Origin of the sequence: Microbacterium oleivorans (assembly GCF_023715745.1) — a bacterium.
In the GTDB taxonomy this organism is placed as follows: domain Bacteria; phylum Actinomycetota; class Actinomycetes; order Actinomycetales; family Microbacteriaceae; genus Microbacterium; species Microbacterium oleivorans_D.
The window spans coordinates 456,310-474,992 of the sequence record NZ_JAMBOV010000003.1 but is presented as its reverse complement, the minus strand read 5'-3'; the positions used below and the strand labels follow the sequence as shown (position 1 = coordinate 474,992).

Sequence of the window (18,683 nt, the reverse complement as noted above, 5' to 3'; positions counted from 1 at the left end):
TGGAACGATGCGCGTACTTGCAGCCATGAGCGGTGGGGTGGACTCGGCCGTCGCCGCGGCTCGCGCCGTCGAGGCGGGGCACGACGTCGTCGGCGTCCACCTCGCTCTCTCGCGCGCCGGTGGCACGCTGCGCACCGGGAGCCGAGGCTGCTGCACGATCGAAGACGCGCTCGACGCCCGACGGGCGGCGGACCTGCTCGGCATCCCCTTCTACGTCTGGGACTTCTCGGAGCGCTTCCGCGACGACGTCATCGACGACTTCGTCAGCGAGTACCGGGCGGGTCGCACACCCAACCCGTGCATGCGCTGCAACGAGAAGATCAAGTTCGCAGCGCTCCTCGAACGCGCCCTGGAGCTCGGCTTCGACGCCGTCTGCACCGGCCATTACGCGACTCTCGTCGACGGGCCGGACGGCCGCGAGCTTCACCGCGCGTCGGACGAGGCGAAGGATCAGTCGTATGTGCTCGGCGTGCTCACGGCCGAGCAACTCGCGCACACCTACTTCCCGCTCGGGACCACGCCGTCCAAGGCGGTCGTGCGTGCCGAGGCGGCGGAGCGCGGGCTGACCGTCGCGCAGAAGCCCGACAGCCACGACATCTGCTTCATTCCCGACGGCGACACCCGCGGATGGCTCGCCGAGAAGGTCGGTGCCGAACAGGGCGACGTCGTGGACCGCGACGGCACGATCGTCGGACGTCACGAAGGTGCCCACGCGTTCACCGTCGGTCAGCGTCGGGGGCTGCAGCTCGGCATCCCTGCTGCGGACGGCAAGCCGAGGTTCGTCCTCGAGGTGCGGCCCGTCTCCAACACCGTCGTGGTGGGTCCCAAGGAGGCCCTCGCGACGGCCGAGATCTCGGGAGAGCGTCACAGCTGGGCCGGACGCCCGCCCGCAGAGGGCGCATTCGCCTGCGACGTGCAGATCCGCGCCCACGCCGAACCCGTCCCCGCCCGCGCGACCGTCGCGGACGGCTCGATCACCGTCGTCCCCGACGCACCGTTCGATGGCGTCGCGCCCGGTCAGACGGCGGTGCTGTACGACCGGACCCGGGTCATCGGGCAGTTCACGATCGCGCGGACCGTCTCGGCCGTCCCGCAGACCGTCTGAGTCGTCGCTCGCGTTCGACCCCGTCGAGCGCGGCGCGCAGATCCGTGTGCGCGAACCGGAATCCGGCGTCGAGCAGCCTGGCCGGTGCGACCCACCGGCTCTTGAGGATCAGTTCCGGCTCGGTCCGGAGCACCCACATCGCGATCTCGAGCATCCAACGCGCCGACGGAAGGCCCACCGGCATCCCGACCACGTGGCGCAGGGTGCGCATGAGGCGGCGGTTGTCGGATGCCTCCGGCACCGCCACGTTCACGACCCCGGCGATGTCCTCCCGTTCGATGAGGAAGCGGACCGCGCTCAGCACGTCGTCGATGTGGACCCAGCTGAAACGTTGCCAACCTCGGGTGCGATACCAGGGAGGCCGTCCGCCTGTGGGTTCGTCGCCGATTCCCCGGTACCGGCGGTGGGGCGGCACCCACCCGTCGTGCTGCGCGCCGCCGAGCCCGGTGCGGGCGAGCGTCAGCAGCAGGCGGGTGGCGGGTCCGTCGCCGACGACGATCGCCAGACGCAGCGCGACCCGCCGGGTGTGCGGCAGGTCTCCCGCGAAGAACACGCGCTCCCAGGACCGCGCCACGTCGACGGAGAAGCCCTGCCCGAGCGCGCCGTCCGACTCGGTGTTCGGACGGTCCATCGCGTGACGGTAGATCGTCGCGGTCGAGGCGTTGATCCAGAGCCGCGGCGGGGTGGATGCTGCGGTCACCGCTTCCCGCAGTGCGCGCGTGGTGTCGACGCGCGAACGGAGGATCTCGTCGCGATTGCGGTCGGTGTACCGGCAGTCGACCGACTTTCCCGCGAGGTTCACGAGCAGGTCCGCACCGTCGACCGCGCGTGCGAGCGAGCCGGGGTCGTCCCAGCCGACAGGGGCGGTGCGTCCGACCGTGACGACGTCGTACCCGTCGCCCGCCAGTGCGGAGACCAGGGCCTGGCCGATGAACCCGCCGGCACCGGCGACGACGGCACGGGGGCGGGGCATGCCTCGACGCTACCGGACAGCGGCCCGGGTAGATTGCCGAGATGACCTCCGGCGAGCGGGATGCTGCCCTCTCCGTCTACGAGCGTGTCCTCGGGGCCGAGGTGGAGACCCTCCCTCCGGTACTGCGCCGGTACTTCGGTGCGATCCCCGACGGCCACGTCGGCGTGGGCGAGGGGGTCTACTCGGTGGTGGGGTCGCGCTATCGTCGCGTCGCCGGTGCCCTGCTGCGCTGGTCCGCGCGGCACGATGTGCTCTTCCCCGAAGGCGGCCGCGACGTGCCGTTCGTGGTCGAGAACCGGATCGGCCCCGACGGTTCGCTCGAAGGGACCCGGTGGTTCGGATTCCCGCGTGTGACGCGGGTCATGCGGGACACGATGCGGGCGGACAGGGGCGCGATCGTCGAGCGGCTGGGCCGACGCGGTGGTCTCGAGGTCAGGCTGTCGGCGAGTGCGACACCGCGGGGCATGGTGCTGCGCTCGCGGCGACTGGCCTGGTGGGTCCGCGGCATCCGGGTCCCGCTCCCTCCGCTCGCCGGGGTCGAGGTCCGCGAGTCGGACGCCGGGGGAGGCCGGCAGGGGGTGGATGTCCGGCTCCGGATGCCGCTGGTGGGCGAGGTGTTCCGCTACTCCGGGACGTTCGCCTACCGCATCGTGCGCGAGAGCGACAGCGGCCCGGCGGTGTCGCCGGGCCTCCCTACACTGTCGATGTGGCTGACGCAGAACTCCCCGAACTGACGCTCGATGAGGCCCGCGAAGAGGCGGCTCGCCTGACCGAGAAGATCCTCGGTGCGCGTGAGGCGTACTACGGCGGCGACGTGGGCCTCGTCGACGATGCGACCTACGACGAGTGGATGCACCGTCTCGAGGCCCTCGAGCGCGCGCACCCGGAGCTGCAGGGGCAGGACTCGCCGACGCAGACGGTGGGTGCCGCCGAATCGTCGATGTTCGCGCCGGTGGAGCACGCCGAGCGGATGCTGAGCCTCGACAACGTCTTCTCTCCCGAGGAACTGCGCGAGTGGTGCGCCAAAGCCGAGGCGGCGGCGGGGCGGAAGGTGCGGTGGCTGACGGAGCTCAAGATCGACGGGCTCGCCATCTCGCTCCGGTACGAGAACGGTGTGCTGACCTCCGCTGCGACCCGCGGCGACGGTCGGATCGGCGAGGACGTCACCGTCAACGCGGTGCGCGTCTCCGGCATCCCCGAGCGACTGTCGGGGGAGGGACATCCGGCTCTCGTCGAGGTGCGTGGCGAGGTGTTCATCCCGGTCGCCGCCTTCGAGGAGCTCAACGCTCTGCAGGCGCGGCTGCGGGACCGGGTGGTGGAGGACGCCGCCTCCCGGCCGCGCTACGACGAGGAGAAGGCGCAGAAGAGCGCGGCCCGTCGGTTCCCGGCGTTCGCCAACCCCCGCAACGCGGCCAGCGGCGGTCTGCGGCAGCAGCTCGATAAGAAGTCCGGGCTCGAACTCGAAGCCGGCGAGGCGCGGTTGTCGTCGCTGCGGATGTACGTGCACGGCATCGGTGCGTGGCCCGATCCGCCGGTGGCGGCGCAGAGCGAGGTCTACGGCCTTCTGGCCGAGTGGGGGCTGCCTGTCAGCCCTTACCCCCGGACGTTCGACGACATCGACGGTGTCCTCGCCTTCGTCGCCGAGTATGGCGAGAAGCGTCACTCCGTCGCGCACGAACTCGACGGCATCGTCGTGAAGGTCGACGAGCTGTCGCTCCACGACGAGCTGGGCGCGACGAGCCGTGCGCCGCGCTGGGCCATCGCCTACAAGTACCCGCCCGAGGAGGTGCAGACCCGCCTTCTCGACATCATCGTCTCGGTCGGTCGGACCGGCCGGGCGACGCCGTACGCCCAGATGCAGCCGGCGCTCGTCGCGGGCAGCGTCGTGCGCCAGGCGACCCTGCACAACCAGGAGGTCGTCAAAGCCAAGGGCGTGCTGATCGGGGACATGATCGTGCTCCGGAAGGCGGGAGACGTCATCCCCGAGGTGCTGGGGCCGGTCGCCGAACTCCGCGACGGGAGCGAGCGCGCATTCGTCATGCCGACCGCGTGCCCGGAGTGCGGGTCGACCCTCGCCCCCGCCAAGGAGGGCGACATCGACCTGCGCTGCCCCAACACGCGCGGCTGTCCCGCCCAGGTGAGGGGCCGCGTCGAGCACATCGGCTCGCGTGGCGCGCTCGACATCGAGGCGCTGGGCGAGGTCACGGCGGCGGCACTGACGCAGCCGCTGGCACCGCAACAGCCTGCGCTCGACACCGAAGCCGGGCTCTTCGAGCTGACGGTCGACCGGCTTGTTCCCATCGAGGTGATCGTCCGCGACGCCGAGACGGGAGAGCCGCGCGTCGACGAGAGCACCGGAGAGGTCGTCCGTCGCGCGCCGTTCCGCCGAAACCCCTCGGCCGCCGAGAAGAAGGAGGGTCTCACCGGACCGCAGCCGTCGGCGCAGGCGCTCACCCTCATCGACGAGCTCGAGAAGGCCAAGACGAAGGACCTCTGGCGCTTCCTCGTCGCGTTGAACATCCGGCACGTCGGTCCGGTGGCCGCCCGCGCACTCGCACAGTACTTCGGCTCTCTCGATGCGATCCGTGCCGCGTCGCGGGAGGAGCTCGCCGCCGTGGACGGTGTCGGCGGCATCATCGCCGACGCCCTCACCGACTGGTTCTCCCTCGACTGGCACGTCGAGCTCGTGGACCGCTGGACGGCCGCGGGGGCGCGGCTGTCGACCCCCGGGCATCCCGGTCCCGGCGCCGCCGCGGCGGCGGGCGGTGTGCTCGAGGGCGTCACGGTCGTCGCGACGGGATCCCTCGAGGGCTACACCCGCGAGGGCGCGCAGGAGGCGATCATGCAGGCCGGCGGCAAGGCGGCGTCGAGCGTCTCCAAGAAGACGGACTTCGTTGCTGCCGGACCCGGTGCCGGGTCGAAGCTCGCGAAGGCGGAAGCCCTGGGCATCCGGATCATCGACGCCGCCCAGTTCCACGTCCTCGTCACCGAGGGACCCGCCGCGCTGGGCGAGGCGCCGGCGGCGGAGTGAGGCTCAGGCGCCCTTCGCGAGCAGCGCGTCGCGCACCTGCCGACGCAACACTTTGCCGATGAGCGAGCGCGGGAGCTCATCCACGGTCTCGATCCGCTTCGGGACCTTGTAGGGGGTCAGCCGCGTGCGGGCGAAGGCGCGGACGTCTTCGACGTCGATCTCGCTGACGCCGGGGGCGGGGATCACCACAGCGACGACCTGCTCGCCGCTGTGTGCATCGGGCAGCCCGACCACCGCGGCATCCGCCACCAGAGGGTGCTGCCGGAGGGTGGCCTCCACCTCGGAGGGCGAGACGTTGAATCCGCCGGTGACGATCAGCTCCTTGAGGCGGTCGACGACCCGGAAGAATCCGTCGGCGTCGCGCTCGACGATGTCGCCGGTGTGGAACCATCCGTCGACGAGCACCTTCTCGGTCTCCTCCGGCTTGCCGTAGTACCCCGAGAACACCTGCGGTCCGCGCACGGCCAGCTCGCCCGGCTCGCCGTCGCCGAGGATGCGGGACGGGTTCTCCGGGTCGACGACTCGTGCGTCCGTTCCAGGGATGGGAATGCCGATGGTCCCCGCCTTCCGGTTGTCGGCCGGTGGGTTGACCATCAGCACGGGGGAGCACTCGCTCAGCCCGTAGCCCTCGATGAGATACCCGCCGGTCGCCTCCTCGAACGGTTCGACCAGCGCAGGGGAGAGGGCCATCGCGCCGGACACGCCGATGCGGATGCCGCGGATCGACGCCCCGCGTTCGCGGGCCCGTGCCAGCAGGCGCTCGGCGATCGGGGGGACGAGGGGCAGGACCGTGGGCGGGTGCTTCTTGATCGCGTCGATCACCATGTCGGCGTCGAACTTCGGGAACAGCACGAGACGTGCTCCCATGGACATCGCGAAGGTGAGGCACAGGGTGAGCCCGTACGCGTGAAACATCGGCAGGACGGCGTAGAAGACGCATCCGTCGCCCCGCTGCACCGCGGGGATGAACGCCTGGCTCTGCCGGGCGTTGGCCAGCAGGTTGCGGTGGCTCAGCATCGCGCCCTTCGGTGTGCCCGTCGTGCCCGAGGTGTACTGCAGGACCGCGAGGTCGTCAGTCTGCGGACCAGGGTGGGATGCCGGCAGTGCCGGCGTCCTCACGAGGTCGTCCCACGACAGCGCACCGCGGGCGGGCGACGTCAGGGCCGCGCGTGCTTCTCGCGCCTTCTTCACCGGAAGCCGCAGTGCGAGCCGCGTGTGCAGCGGCAGCGCTCGGGTGACGTCCACCGCGATGAGGGCATCGACTTGGAGGTCTGCCGGAAAGCCCTGCACGGTGGGCGCGACCTTGTCCCACACGATCGCGTGGCGGGCGCCGTGGTCCTGGAACTGAGTCCGCAGCTCCCGCGGTGTGTACAGGGGATTGTGCTCCACGACGACCGCGCCCAGGCGCAGGACGGCGTAGAACGCGACGATGTGCTGCGGGCAGTTGGGCAGCACGATCGCGACGCGGTCGCCCTTCTTCACGCCCAGGTCGCGCAACCCCGCGGCGGCCCGGTTCACGGCGTCGTGCAGCGCGGCGTAGGTCGTCTCGCGCCCGAAGAACTGCAACGCCGGGGCATCCGGGTAATCGCGGGCGGACTCGTCCAGCAGGTCCATCAACGATCCGTCGATCGGGGACAGGTCGAGAGGGACGCCCTCAGCGTACGAGGAGAGCCACGGGCGATCGGCGGAGAGCGAATCGGTCACGTCCCCAGCCTAGGGTGCGGGCTCGGGAGGGCGAGCGGCCCGAACTAGACTGTCCGGGTGTCTGAAATCACCCCCGATCTCGTGCGCCATCTCGGCGTGCTCGCCCGGATCCAGCTGAGCGACGAGGAGGTGGAGCGTCTCACCGGTCAGCTCGATGCGATCGTCGACAACATCGCCAAGGTGTCCGAGGTCGCGACTCCCGAGGTCGCCGCGACGAGCCACCCGATCCCCCTCCGCAACGTGTTCCGCCCCGACGTGCCCGGCGACATGCTGACGGTCGACGAAGTGCTCCAGAACGCACCGGATGCCGCCGACGGCCGCTTCCGCGTGACGGCGATCCTGGGGGAGGAGCAGTGAGCGACATCCTCAAGCTGACCGCCGCCGATCTCGCCGCCCAGCTGCGCGCGGGTGAGCTCTCGAGCGTCGAGGCCACACAGGCCCATCTCGACCGGATCGCCGCCGTCGACGGCGACGTGCACGCCTTCCTCCACGTCTCCGACCACGCGATCGAGGTCGCCCAGGACATCGACCGTCGCCGCGCCGCCGGCGAGGAGCTCGGCGAACTCGCCGGCGTGCCACTGGCCATCAAGGACGTCCTCGTGACGACCGACATGCCGTCCACGAGCGGGTCGAAGATCCTCGAGGGGTACATGTCGCCGTACGACGCCACCGTCGTCGCGCGTTCCCGAGCCGCGGGTCTCGTCCCGCTCGGCAAGACGAACATGGACGAGTTCGCGATGGGATCGTCCACCGAGCACTCCGCGTATGGCCCCACGCGCAATCCGTGGGATCTCGATCGCATCCCCGGCGGCTCCGGCGGCGGGTCGGCGGCGGCTGTGGCGGCCTTCGAGGCGCCGCTCGCCCTCGGTTCCGACACCGGCGGATCGATCCGCCAGCCCGCGCACGTGACGGGCACCGTCGGCATGAAGCCCACGTACGGCGGAGTCAGCCGCTACGGCGCCATCGCCCTGGCCTCGAGCCTCGACCAGGTCGGCCCCGTGTCGCGTACCGTCCTCGACTCGGCGCTCCTGCACGACGTCATCGGCGGACACGACCCGCACGACGCGACGTCTCTCACCGACGCGTGGCCGTCCTTCGCCGCCGCCGCGCGCGAAGGGGCGACCGGCGAGGTCCTTAAGGGCCTCAAGGTCGGCGTCATCCGCGAGCTCGACGACAGCGGATTCCAGGCCGGTGTCTCGGAGTCGTTCCGGGCGTCGCTCGCGGCGATGGAGGCAGCCGGCGCCGAGATCGTCGAGGTGAGCGCACCGCACTTCGAGTACGGTGTCGCCGCCTATTACCTGATCCTCCCGGCCGAGGCATCGAGCAACCTGGCGAAATTCGACTCGGTCCGCTTCGGCATGCGCGTGAACGTCCCCGGCGGCACCGTCGAGGACGTCATGGCCGCGACCCGCGACGCCGGCTTCGGCGACGAGGTCAAGCGTCGTGTCATCCTCGGCACCTACGCGCTGTCCGCGGGCTACTACGACGCCTACTACGGCAGTGCGCAGAAGGTCCGCACCCTCATCCAGCGCGACTTCGACCAGGCGTTCGCACAGGTCGATGTCATCGCTACGCCGTCCGCCCCGACGACGGCGTTCCGGCTCGGCGAGCAGCTCGACGACCCGCTGCAGATGTACCTCAACGACGTGACGACGATCCCGGTGAACCTCGCCGGCGTCCCCGGGATCTCGATCCCCTCGGGTCTCGCGGCCGAGGACGGACTTCCGGTCGGCATCCAGTTCGTCGCCCCGGCGCGCAAAGACGCTCGTCTCTACCGCGTCGGCGCGGCACTGGAAGCCCTGCTCGTCGACAGCTGGGGCGGTCCGATCCTCGACCGCGCCCCGATCCTCGGAGGTGCCCGCTGATGGCCAAGGATGCGCTGATGGACTTCGACGAGGCACTCGAGCTGTTCGAGCCCGTTCTCGGCTTCGAGGTCCACGTCGAGCTCAACACCGAGACGAAGATGTTCTCGCCCGCCGGCAACCCGGCCAACGAGGCGAACCACGACGCGGCGCCGAACACGCTGGTCGCGCCCGTCGACATGGGTCTGCCCGGGTCGCTGCCCGTCGTCAACGAGACGGCCGTGCGGTACTCGATCAGTCTGGGCCTCGCCCTCGGCTGCTCGATCGCCCCCTCATCGCGTTTCGCGCGGAAGAACTACTTCTACCCGGACCTCGGCAAGAACTATCAGATCTCGCAGTACGACGAGCCCATCGCCTTCGAGGGCAGCGTCGAGATCGAGCTGGAGGGCGGCGACGTCTTCCAGATCCCGATCGAGCGCGCTCACATGGAGGAGGATGCCGGCAAGCTCACACACATGGGCGGGTCGACCGGTCGCATCCAGGGCGCCGAGTACTCCCTCGTCGACTACAACCGCGCCGGCGTGCCGCTCGTCGAGATCGTCACGAAGCCGATCTTCGGTGCGGAGCACCGCGCGCCCGAGGTCGCGAAGGCCTACGTCGCGGCGATCCGCGACATCGTGCGCTCGCTCGGCATCTCGGAGGCCCGCATGGAACGCGGCAACCTCCGCTGCGATGCGAACGTGTCGCTGCGGCCGCGTGGGCAGGAGAAGCTCGGCACGCGCACCGAGACGAAGAACGTCAACTCGATGCGCTCGGTCGAGCGTGCGGTGCGGTACGAGATCCAGCGTCAGGCAGCGATCCTCGCCGCCGGCGGCACCATCACGCAGGAGACGCGTCACTGGCACGAGGACACCGGCCGCACGTCGCCCGGCCGTCCGAAGTCGGACGCCGACGACTACCGCTACTTCCCCGAGCCCGATCTCCTGCCGGTCGAGCCGTCCACCGAGCTGATCGAGGAGCTGCGCGCTGCTCTCCCTGAACCGCCTTCGGTGTACCGTCGGCGGCTGAAGACGGAGTGGGGTTTCACCGACCTCGAGTTCCAGGACGTCGCCAACGGCGGCCTGCTCGCCGAGGTGGAGGCGACGATCGCCGCCGGCGCCTCACCGGCATCCGCCCGCAAGTGGTGGACGGGCGAGATCACCCGCGTCGCGAACGCACAGGGCGCCGAGCCCGCCGCTCTCGTGTCGCCGGAGTCGGTGGCCGAGCTCCAGAAGCTGGTGGATGCCGGCACGCTCACCGACAAGCTCGCGCGCCAGGTTCTCGAGGGTGTCATCGCGGGGGAGGGGACCCCGCAGGAGGTCGTCGACGCCCGCGGGCTCGCGGTCGTGTCGGACGACGGCGCGTTGATCGCCGCGATCGACGAGGCCCTCGCCGCCCAGCCCGACGTCCTCGCGAAGATCCAGGACGGCAAGGTCCAGGCCGCCGGTGCCGTGATCGGCGCCGTCATGAAGGCGATGAAGGGCCAGGCGGATGCCGCACGCGTCCGGGAACTGATCCTGGAGCGCGCCGGCCAGGCCTGAGCCCGGTCCGATGATGCCGCCGCACCGACGTCCGATCCGGGCGCGGTGTCGGCGGCATCGTCGACAATGGAGGTATGGGACGCGGTGACGGGACGGGACGCGTCGTCTCGCAGGACGACGCGGACGACACCGGTACCCGCATCCTCCACGTCGACATGGACGCGTTCTACGCGTCCGTCGAGGTCCTCTTCGACCCGTCGCTGGCTGGGAAACCGCTCATCGTCGGCGGGATGGAGGGGCGCGGCGTCGTCTCGAGCGCGTCCTATGAGGCGCGGCGGTTCGGTGTGCGGTCCGCGATGTCGGTCGGGAGAGCGCTGCAGCTGTGTCCCCAAGCGATCGTCGTCGTCCCCCGGTTCGAGCGCTACTCCGAACTCTCGAAGAAGGTCATGTCGATCTTCCGCGACATCACGCCGCTGGTCGAACCGCTGTCGATCGACGAGGCGTTCCTCGACGTCAGCGGCGCGCGGCGGCTGTGGGGGAGCCCGGGGGAGATCGCCCGGATGGTGCGCCGTCGGGTCCTCGAGGAGACCGGGCTCACCTGCAGCGTCGGCGTCGCCGCGACGAAGCACGTCGCCAAGATCGCTTCCACGGTCTCGAAGCCCGACGGCCTCCTCATCGTCAGCGAACCCGACACCCAGGCGTTCCTCGCCGCACGGCCGGTGGGAGCGCTGTGGGGCGTCGGACCCAAGGCGGTGGAGGCCCTCGAGGCCCGCGGCATCCGTATGGTGTCGGACATCCTGAACAGCCCTCGGAGCGTCCTCGACCGGGCGCTCGGCCGGGCGATGGGAGCACGGGTGTTCCAGCTGGCTCGAGGCATCGATCCACGATCCGTTCAGACCGAGCACACGGAGAAGAGTGTCGGGCACGAGGAGACCTTCCTCGAGGACGTGTCCGACGTCGCCACCCTCCGCAGCGAGTTCCGGCGCCTCGCCGACCGGGTCGCGTCCCGTCTGCGAGCCGGTGGCTGGGAGGCCCGGACGATCGCGGTCAAGGTGCGCTTCTCCGACTTCACGACATTGTCGCGCTCGGTCAGCGTGCCCGAGCCGACCAACGTCGGACAGCGGATCGGCGACGTCGCGCTCGATCTCTTCTCGAAGATCGACCTCGTGCAACCGGTCCGACTCATCGGTGTGCGAGGAGAGCGGCTCACCGGCGACGGTTTCGGGGGCCTCGCGCTGTGGGACGACGACGCGGAGTGGCGGCGGGTGGATGCCGCGCTCGACGACGCACGATCGCGCTTCGGACGCGGGGCGGTGACACGGGCGAGCACCCTCGGTCCGAGACGCGACGTCAACGCCCTGCCCACGAACCCGCGCCCGCCACGGGAGCAGTGATCGACCGGACGCAAGCCCCTGTGCGGCGACGCACGAACGGCTAGCGTGGACGCATGGCGAACCTCCCCCTCGAACTCGGCAAGCAGTTCGCGTCCCTCGGCGTGACGACGGTCTACGGCGAGCAGCAGGACGTCGACGGCATCCGGCTCATCCCCGTCGCGCTCACCTGGTCGGGCTTCGGCGCCGGGGAGGACCCCAACGGGGGAGGCGGAGGAGGCGGCGGAGCCGCGATCCCCGTCGGCGCGTACATCCGCAAGGGCGACGACCTGCGCTTCGAGCCGAACCTCGTCTCGCTGCTCGCGGTCGGGATCCCCTTCGTGTGGGTCGCCGGGCGCGCGCTCAGCCGCGTCATTCGTGCCCTCACCCGCTGACACGGAGCTCACCGCCGCGATGGCGGCGGGGATCGACCGGGTGGCCGACGCGGTGCGCAGAGTCGGCCGTGTCCCGAGCATCGTCCTCATCGACGGCCGCTCGGGCGCCGGGAAGTCGACGTTCGCCGACGCGCTGGCGACGCGGCTCGTCGACGCGGCGATCGTGCGGCTCGACGACGTGTACCCGGGATGGGACGGTCTCCGCGCGGGAGCAGAGACGGTGCGGGAGCGCATCCTGCGCCCGCTCCGTGAGGGCGGAACCGCCCGGTGGCCGCTGTGGGACTGGACGGCCGATCGGCCGTCGGGGCGGGAGGCTGTCGTGCCCGACGCATCGATCGTGATCGTCGAAGGCGCCGGGGTGCTCACGCCGGAGTCGGCGGGGCTGGCCGACGTCACGGTGTGGCTGGATGCGCCGGATGCCGCACGGAAGGCACGCGCGCTCGGGCGGGACGGCGACACCTACCGCCCGCATTGGGGTCGATGGGCTACGCAGGAGGACGCACACCTGGACGAGCATCGACCGACCGAGATCGCACAGATCGTGGTGACGCTGCCGTGACGGGCTCTCAGCCGTCGAGCACGCGGACGAGCATGTCGAGCCGATACCCGACCCACTCGTAGACACCGAAGCGGGGGTCATCCTCCTCGCCCTGATCCTCCTCCGTGACACCGAGGCGTTCGGCGAGGACGAGCCGCAGCGCGGCGAGGGTGCGAAGCCAGGCTCCGGCGACCTCAGCGGTCAGCTCCACGACGAGCGCGTCCTCGGCCTGCGCGCGGTCGAGCTCCGCAGGATCGAGGTCGCGCCCGTTACGGCGCAGTGAGGCTCGGACCACACCGGCATCCGTGAGGCGGCGTTCCAGCAGATCGTCCTGGGTGAGCCGGCGGAACTCCGCCGCGGCGGCGTCGTCGTCGCGGTAGGCATCCGGGAGGAGGCGTCGGAGCGCAGGATCGCCGCTGTCGCGGCCGGCGACGACCTCCTCGAACTGTCCGACGAGATCGGACAGGTGCGCCGCCTCGAGCAGGGTCAGTTCCAGCGTCGCGCGCGCGGCAGTCACGACCCCGCCTCACGGACCGTGGCCCAGAGTCCGTAGTCGTGCATCGCCTGGGCGTGGAGCTCCATCTGCTCACGTGAACCCTCCGCGACGACGGCATGCCCGTCGTGGTGAACGGCGAGCATCAATCGGTGCGCCTTCTCGCGGGAGAAGCCGAAGTACTCACGGAACACGTGCACGACGTAGCTCATGAGGTTGACGGGATCGTTCCACACGACGGTCTGCCACGGTCCGGAGGTGGATGCCCGCAGGTCCACCTGTTCGTCGAGGTCGGGGTCCGCGATGCTCATCGTCAGGCCCATCCCAGCTCGTGCAGACGCCGGTCGTCGATGCCGTAGAAGTGCGCGATCTCATGCACGAGCGTCGTGTGCACCTCATCGCGCAGCCGATCCTCGTCGTCGCACGCGTCGAGGTGCGGCTCGCGATAGACGATGATGCGATCGGGGAGATCGCCCATCCCGTACCGGTCGCGTTCGGTGAGCGCCAGACCGTCGTAGAGGCCGAGAAGATCCAGCGATCCGTCCTCGGGCCGGTCCTCGACCACGAAGACGACATTGTCGAGACCGGCCACCATCTCATCGGGCAGGGCATCGAGCTCGGACGCCACGAGGGCCTCGAAGGCCTCGGCATCCATCTCGATCATGATCGCGCCTCATGAGGGGAAAGCATGGGGTGAGTAACGGGACTCGAACCCGCGACCCCCTGGACCACAACCAGGTGCTCTACCAACTGAGCTATACCCACCATGTGCCCGTTCCCGGGCAACCACACAAGTGTATTACAGACCCGAGGCGAACGATGACACGGTCGCCGCGGCGGCGCTGCGCGCATCGTCGCTCGTCGGCCCGGGAGCGGGGACGAACACGGTCTGGCGGTAGTAGGCGAGCTCACGGATGCTCTCGCGGATGTCGGCGAGGGCACGGTGGCCGCCGTCCTTCGCCGGCGCGTTGAAGTACGCGCGCGGGTACCAGCGCCGGGCGAGTTCCTTGACGCTCGAGACATCGACGTTCCGGTAGTGCAGCCAGCGGTCGACGCGCGGCATGTATCGGGCGATGAACATCCGGTCGGTCCCGATCGTGTTGCCGGCCAGCGGCGCCTTGCCCTCGGGAACGAAACGCTGGATGTACTCCAGGACCTGGAACTCCGCGTCCGCCAGGCTGACGCCGTTCGGGATCTCGGTGAGGAGCCCCGAGCTCTCGTGCATCTTGGTGACGAAGTCGTTCATGTGGGCCAGCGCTGAGTCGTCCGGCTTGATGACGATCTGGAATCCCGGGTCGAGGACGCGGAGGTCGAAGTCGGTGATGACGACGGCCACCTCGACGAGCTCGTCGACCGACAGGTCGAGTCCCGTCATCTCGCAGTCGATCCAGACGAGGCGGTCGTTCTCCGCAGCGGACACGTGGTCTCCTCCCACAGGAGTCGGCGTGGTCACGGCGACTCGGAGCCCCTCCAGGAGGATTCGAACCCCCGACCTGGCGGGTAGAAACCGCTCGCTCTATCCACTGAGCTATGGAGGGAAGGATGCTCGCCGTCCAGGCTACCGCTCAGACCGCGATGGCCGCGCGGCGCGCACGCAGCGCCCGCCAGCGCGCCGACATGTCGAGCGCGAGGTGCACGCCTGGTCCGATCAGCACCGCGAACAGGACCGTTCCGAGCCCGACCGTCCCTCCCAGCAGCCACCCCGTGACCAGCACGCTGCCCTCGACCGCGAACCGGCAGACCCAGATCGGCCAGCCGAGGCGGGCGTGGAGACCCGTCATGAGCCCGTCGCGGGGACCGGGTCCCAAGTCCGCACCGAGATAGATCCCGGATGCCGCGGCGATGAGCGCGATGCCGAGGAGGAAGACGACGATCCCCCAGACGTAGTCGTCGACCGCCGGGATGACCGCCAGCGCGCCCTGCATCACCGTGCCGACGATGAGGATGTTCGCGACGGTCCCGATGCCCGGCTTCTGCCGCAGCGGGATCCATGCCAGCAGCACGATCGCTCCCGTGATGACGACGAGCCAACCGATGCCGATCCCGGTCTGCAGCGCGAGCCCTTCGGCGAGCACGGTCCACGGGTCGAGCCCGATGCCGGCTTGGACCAGGACGGCGCAGCCGATGCCGAACAGGGCGAGCCCGATCACGAGACGAAGGAGTCGGAGAGTCATGGCTCCATCTCAGCGTACGATTGGCCTTCTGCATACAGTCCAATCTCGGATCGGTGGACCATGGATTCACGTATCGGCGCCCGCGCCCTCGCAGGCGCCCTCGGCGGGTGGCGGACGCGAACGCCCACGTACGAGGCCCTGGCCGACGGCATCCGACTGCTCTGCCTCGACAACCGCATCCCGGCGCACACCGCCCTCCCCGCCGAGCGAGAGCTGGCCGTGACCCTCGGACTGAGCCGGGCGACCGTCGCCGCCGCCTACCGCTCGCTCCGCGACAGCGGCCACATCGAGAGCACGCGCGGCTCGGGGAGCGTCACCCTTCCCCAGGTGCGCCGAGGGACCGGTCGTGTCTTCGACGACGGGAACGGGATCGATCTCCAGCAGGCGAGTCCCGCCGCGTGGCCGGGCCTCGCCGGCATCATCGCCGAGGTCGGTGCCGACGCGGCCTCCCTCGTCGGCCGTCCGGGCTACGACATCGTCGGCAGCAGCGAGCTGCGCACGGCCATCGCGGACCGCTACACGGCCCGCGGAGTCCCGACGGCGCCGGACGAGATCCTCGTGACCAACGGAGGTCAGCACGCGATCCACCTCGTCACCTCTGCGCTCCTGCGCCCGGGGACGACGGCCCTGCTCGAGACCCCCACCTATCCGCACGCAACCGAGGCGATCAAGGCGACCGGTGCCCGCGTGACGGGCACCCCGGTCACCGTCGATGACGGATGGGACCTCGACCGCGCGGTGCAGGCGTTCCGGCATGCCCGCCCGACGCTCGCCTACCTCATGCCGTGGTTCCAGAACCCGACCGGTCGGAGCATGACCCTTGCGGATGCCGCGACGTTCCGCTCCGCCGCCGACAGCGTGGGCACCGTCCTCGTGATCGACGAGACGACCGCCGAGCTCGCGATCGACGAGGTCGAGCCCACCGTCCTCGACTTCGGACCGCGGGCGGTGCGCATCGGGTCGCTCGGCAAGACCGTGTGGGGCGGACTCCGCGTCGGGTGGGTCCGCGCGGATCGCGCGTTCATCCGACGTCTCGTCGCCTCGCGCCCTCGACGAGACCTCGGCACCGCCGAATTCGAACAGGCCGTGGCGACGCGACTCGTCCGGACGATGCCGGAGATCCTCCCGCAGCGGGCCGAGCTGCTCAGGCGCGGAAGGGATGCGGCCGTCGCCGCCCTGCGCGACGCGCTGCCGGCGTGGAGCGTACCGATCCCGCGGGGCGGCGTCTCGCTCTGGGTCGGCCTCGACGCGCCGCGCAGCGGCGGACTGGTCCTGGCGGCGCGGCGAGAGGGTGTCCTGCTGTCCGCAGGTCCGCGCTTCTCGGTCGACGGCGGATACGACGCGCACCTGCGACTGCCCTTCACCGCACCACCGGAGCAGATCCGACAGGCGGTCGCGGTACTCGCGCGCGTGTGGCCCGAGGTGAGCGGGCGATCCTCGCTCCAGGGCGTCGACGAGCGCGAGGCGGTCGCCGCCATCGTCTGATCGGCTCAGCGGGAGTCGTGCAGGGCGGCCACGGCGTCCTCGAGGTGCCAGAACCCGCCGAGATCGACGAATCCACCCGACGTCGCGCGGAAGCGACGTGCACGGAACCGGGCGTCGTCGCCGTCGCCCGCCCGAGCGACGTGGCCGATGACCCGTCCCGACCCGTCGACCACGCGGGAGACGCGATCGGACACCACCACCAACCGGTAGCCACGCAGCCGCTGGATGGTCGTCGAGTCGATCGTCGTCATGGTCCCTCCTCCGCCTCCCGCACACGGTACGCTCGGCCACCGACACTCCTCCCGCCGGGAACAGCCCGGGCGCCGCACGCGTTGTGACGGGTGACGATCCAACAGTGAAAGGAAGGTCTCGCATGCAGACCTATGTGCTCGCCGGAGGCTGCTTCTGGTGTCTCGACGCCGCTTACCGTGCCCTCGACGGAGTCTCCTCGGTGGAATCGGGTTACGTCGGCGGCTCCGTGCCCTCGCCGTCCTACGAGCAGGTGTGCACGGGTGCCACCGGACACGCCGAAGCGGTCAAGGTGACCTTCGACGAGGACGTCATCCCGTCGGACGTGATCCTCGACGCGTTCTTCACGATGCACGACCCGCGCCAGTTGAACCGGCAGGGCAACGACATCGGGACCCAGTACCGTTCGGCGATGTTCCCCGCCGATGACGCGCAGCGCGCGGAGTTCCAGCGCGCCGCCGAGCGTGCGGCGGACTGGTGGGGCGGCGGACTCGTGACGACGATGGAGCCTCTGTCCGAGTGGTACCCGGCGGAGGACTACCACCAGGACTTCTTCGCGAAGAACCCGGGCCAGGGATACTGCCTCGCCGTGGCGGTCCCCAAGGTGAACAAGGTGCGCGCACGGTTCAGCGAGTACGCCCGCAGCTGAGTCTCCTCCACAACGCGTCGGCCCCCGATCGGATCCCCCGGTCGGGGGCCGACGCGTTCCCGCCCCCGGCCGCCGCGCGATCCTGGATCTGCTCCGACGCCCGCCGGGCACGCGGGCGTCGGAGCGTCCATCGGGCACGCCGTGCCCCCGAGCTCCCAAGGAGTCGCCATGAAGGATCACATCACCATCGTCGGCAACGTCGGCGCCGACCCCGAGTTCCGTCGTCTGCCCGACGGCACACCGGTGGTGTCGCTGCGCGTCGCGAGCACCGACCGTCGCTACGACGCGAAGGCCGGCGCCTGGGTCGACGGCCTGACGAGCTGGTACCGCGTGTCGGTGTTCCGCACGCTGGGCGAGCACGTCGCGGCATCCGTCCGTCGCGGCCAGCGCGTGATGGTGCACGGCACCCTCGCGATCAAGCGGTGGGAGGCGGGCGAGAAGTCGGGAACCGATGCCGAGATCGACGCCGTCGCCGTCGGTCACGACCTGGCGTTCGGCACGACGGTCTTCACCGGCACGTCGCGTCCGCGCGACGAGGGGCAGGCGCCGACGTCGGGATGGGCGCCGGCCGAGGATGCGGCCGAAGACGTCGGGGCGGACAGCCGGGAACCCGAGCCCGCCGGGACGCCCTTCTGACCCGACCCAGCCGGCTCGGAGGTCGCACGCCCTAGACTCTCGCCCGTGCGCAGACACCAGCCCCTGCGGGGAATCAGCCTGCTCCTCCTCGTGCTCACCCCCGTCGTGGTTGTGTCCCTCGCCGCGTGCGCGCCCGAGTCCGCGCCGCAACCTTCCGAGCCGGCGATCGCCTCGCCGTCGGTGCCGTCCTCGCCGGCCCCGACGCCGACGGGAACGCCGGGCCCGCCTGAAGGGTCGGCAGAAGCGCTCCTGCCTGACTTCACCTCCGTCGTCGACGGCGTCTGGAGCGCGACGACGTCGGTGAAGGGCCGCGACTACGTCGACGCCCTCGTCGACGCCGGGTTCTCGAAAGACGCGATGCAGGTGACCTTCGACGAGACATCGGTGAATCTTCCCGCCGACAGCATCCAATTCTCGGTGCGGGTGGGTGATGAGTGCCTCGTGGGCCAGGTCGGCCCGTCGGTGCCCGGTCCGACGGCACGTGTGTTGCCCGGCCTGGCTGACGGCGAATGTCTCATGGGGGAGACCCGCTCGATCGACTGGTGAGCGGCCGGCGGTG

21 protein-coding genes and 2 tRNA genes are annotated in these 18,683 nt (G+C 70.5%); 13 read left to right on the top strand and 10 right to left on the bottom strand.

Annotated features, from left to right (window positions below; all coding sequences use genetic code 11):
- Window positions 1–7 precede the first annotated feature (7 nt).
- Window positions 8–1,105 carry a tRNA 2-thiouridine(34) synthase MnmA gene (gene mnmA / locus M3190_RS10265; protein ID WP_251580986.1) on the top strand — a complete coding sequence of 366 codons (1,098 nt, stop codon included), beginning with the start codon at window positions 8–10 and terminating at the stop codon, window positions 1,103–1,105.
- Here mnmA and M3190_RS10260 read toward each other — a convergent pair.
- On the bottom strand, window positions 1,062–2,078 hold the full coding sequence (locus M3190_RS10260; protein ID WP_251580984.1) for an epimerase: 1,017 nt from the start codon (window positions 2,076–2,078) through the stop codon (window positions 1,062–1,064). The genes mnmA and M3190_RS10260 overlap by 44 nt on opposite strands.
- 41 nt (window positions 2,079–2,119) lie before the next feature.
- On the opposite strand from M3190_RS10260, the gene M3190_RS10255 reads away from it, so the two are divergent.
- Together M3190_RS10255 and ligA are read left to right on the top strand one after the other, a co-directional pair.
- A complete protein-coding gene (locus tag M3190_RS10255; RefSeq protein ID WP_251580982.1) occupies window positions 2,120–2,812 on the top strand; it encodes a DUF4166 domain-containing protein in 693 nt (230 codons plus the stop codon).
- Complete coding sequence (ligA, locus tag M3190_RS10250) at window positions 2,785–5,109, top strand: NAD-dependent DNA ligase LigA (RefSeq protein WP_251580980.1); 2,325 nt, start codon at window positions 2,785–2,787, stop codon at window positions 5,107–5,109. Before M3190_RS10255 ends, ligA begins: the two co-directional genes overlap by 28 nt.
- A 3-nt stretch (window positions 5,110–5,112) precedes the next feature.
- Here ligA and M3190_RS10245 read toward each other — a convergent pair whose 3' ends face one another.
- Window positions 5,113–6,813 carry a long-chain-fatty-acid--CoA ligase gene (locus M3190_RS10245; RefSeq protein WP_251580978.1) on the bottom strand — a complete coding sequence of 567 codons (1,701 nt, stop codon included), beginning with the start codon at window positions 6,811–6,813 and terminating at the stop codon, window positions 5,113–5,115.
- 57 nt (window positions 6,814–6,870) lie between these two features.
- Here M3190_RS10245 and gatC point away from each other — a divergent pair, with 57 nt between their 5' ends.
- The 6 genes from gatC (at window position 6,871) to M3190_RS10215 (ending at window position 12,459) form a co-directional block, all read left to right on the top strand.
- Window positions 6,871–7,170 carry an Asp-tRNA(Asn)/Glu-tRNA(Gln) amidotransferase subunit GatC gene (gatC, locus tag M3190_RS10240; RefSeq protein WP_251580976.1) on the top strand — a complete coding sequence of 100 codons (300 nt, stop codon included), beginning with the start codon at window positions 6,871–6,873 and terminating at the stop codon, window positions 7,168–7,170.
- Window positions 7,167–8,678 (top strand): Asp-tRNA(Asn)/Glu-tRNA(Gln) amidotransferase subunit GatA, encoded by a 1,512-nt coding sequence (gatA, locus tag M3190_RS10235; protein ID WP_251580974.1) that lies wholly within the window; start codon window positions 7,167–7,169, stop codon window positions 8,676–8,678. The genes gatC and gatA overlap by 4 nt, the downstream gene beginning before the upstream one ends.
- The gene (gatB, locus tag M3190_RS10230) at window positions 8,678–10,195 is read left to right on the top strand and encodes an Asp-tRNA(Asn)/Glu-tRNA(Gln) amidotransferase subunit GatB (RefSeq protein ID WP_251580972.1); all 1,518 of its coding nucleotides are present in this window, start codon (window positions 8,678–8,680) and stop codon (window positions 10,193–10,195) included. Before gatA ends, gatB begins: the two co-directional genes overlap by 1 nt.
- Window positions 10,196–10,269: 74 nt before the next feature.
- Window positions 10,270–11,529 carry a DNA polymerase IV gene (dinB, locus tag M3190_RS10225; protein WP_251580969.1) on the top strand — a complete coding sequence of 420 codons (1,260 nt, stop codon included), beginning with the start codon at window positions 10,270–10,272 and terminating at the stop codon, window positions 11,527–11,529.
- A 53-nt stretch (window positions 11,530–11,582) separates the two neighbouring features.
- On the top strand, window positions 11,583–11,900 hold the full coding sequence (locus M3190_RS10220) for a hypothetical protein (protein ID WP_251580960.1): 318 nt from the start codon (window positions 11,583–11,585) through the stop codon (window positions 11,898–11,900).
- A complete protein-coding gene (locus M3190_RS10215; RefSeq protein ID WP_251580958.1) occupies window positions 11,884–12,459 on the top strand; it encodes a hypothetical protein in 576 nt (191 codons plus the stop codon). The genes M3190_RS10220 and M3190_RS10215 overlap by 17 nt, the downstream gene beginning before the upstream one ends.
- A 7-nt stretch (window positions 12,460–12,466) precedes the next feature.
- On the opposite strand, the gene M3190_RS10210 is transcribed toward M3190_RS10215, so the two are convergent.
- The 7 genes from M3190_RS10210 to yczE form a co-directional block, all read right to left on the bottom strand.
- Complete coding sequence (locus tag M3190_RS10210) at window positions 12,467–12,955, bottom strand: DUF2017 family protein (protein ID WP_251580956.1); 489 nt, start codon at window positions 12,953–12,955, stop codon at window positions 12,467–12,469.
- On the bottom strand, window positions 12,952–13,242 hold the full coding sequence (clpS, locus tag M3190_RS10205; RefSeq protein WP_439958024.1) for an ATP-dependent Clp protease adapter ClpS: 291 nt from the start codon (window positions 13,240–13,242) through the stop codon (window positions 12,952–12,954). Before clpS ends, M3190_RS10210 begins: the two co-directional genes overlap by 4 nt.
- Window positions 13,243–13,244: 2 nt before the next feature.
- A complete protein-coding gene (locus M3190_RS10200) occupies window positions 13,245–13,595 on the bottom strand; it encodes a metallopeptidase family protein (protein ID WP_251580952.1) in 351 nt (116 codons plus the stop codon).
- A gap of 25 nt (window positions 13,596–13,620) precedes the next feature.
- A tRNA-His gene (locus tag M3190_RS10195) sits at window positions 13,621–13,696 on the bottom strand.
- Window positions 13,697–13,730: 34 nt separating this feature from the next.
- Window positions 13,731–14,351: an oligoribonuclease gene (gene orn / locus M3190_RS10190; RefSeq protein ID WP_308222250.1), complete on the bottom strand. Its 621-nt coding sequence runs from the start codon at window positions 14,349–14,351 to the stop codon at window positions 13,731–13,733.
- A gap of 45 nt (window positions 14,352–14,396) precedes the next feature.
- Window positions 14,397–14,469: transfer RNA gene (locus tag M3190_RS10185), tRNA-Arg, on the bottom strand.
- Window positions 14,470–14,496: 27 nt separating this feature from the next.
- Complete coding sequence (yczE, locus tag M3190_RS10180) at window positions 14,497–15,105, bottom strand: membrane protein YczE (RefSeq protein ID WP_251580950.1); 609 nt, start codon at window positions 15,103–15,105, stop codon at window positions 14,497–14,499.
- A gap of 60 nt (window positions 15,106–15,165) precedes the next feature.
- On the opposite strand from yczE, the gene yczR reads away from it, so the two are divergent.
- Complete coding sequence (gene yczR, locus M3190_RS10175) at window positions 15,166–16,590, top strand: MocR-like transcription factor YczR (protein ID WP_251580948.1); 1,425 nt, start codon at window positions 15,166–15,168, stop codon at window positions 16,588–16,590.
- 5 nt (window positions 16,591–16,595) lie between these two features.
- Here yczR and M3190_RS10170 read toward each other — a convergent pair whose 3' ends face one another.
- Window positions 16,596–16,841 carry a hypothetical protein gene (locus M3190_RS10170; protein ID WP_251580946.1) on the bottom strand — a complete coding sequence of 82 codons (246 nt, stop codon included), beginning with the start codon at window positions 16,839–16,841 and terminating at the stop codon, window positions 16,596–16,598.
- 122 nt (window positions 16,842–16,963) lie between these two features.
- Here M3190_RS10170 and msrA point away from each other — a divergent pair, with 122 nt between their 5' ends.
- From msrA to M3190_RS10155, 3 genes are all read left to right on the top strand, one after another.
- Entirely contained in the window at window positions 16,964–17,488 is a 525-nt protein-coding gene (msrA, locus tag M3190_RS10165; protein WP_251580944.1) for a peptide-methionine (S)-S-oxide reductase MsrA, read from the top strand.
- A 168-nt stretch (window positions 17,489–17,656) separates the two neighbouring features.
- Window positions 17,657–18,124 carry a single-stranded DNA-binding protein gene (locus M3190_RS10160; protein ID WP_251580942.1) on the top strand — a complete coding sequence of 156 codons (468 nt, stop codon included), beginning with the start codon at window positions 17,657–17,659 and terminating at the stop codon, window positions 18,122–18,124.
- 45 nt (window positions 18,125–18,169) lie between these two features.
- Entirely contained in the window at window positions 18,170–18,670 is a 501-nt protein-coding gene (locus M3190_RS10155) for a DUF6993 domain-containing protein (RefSeq protein ID WP_251580940.1), read from the top strand.
- The last annotated feature ends 13 nt before the right edge of the window (window positions 18,671–18,683 follow it).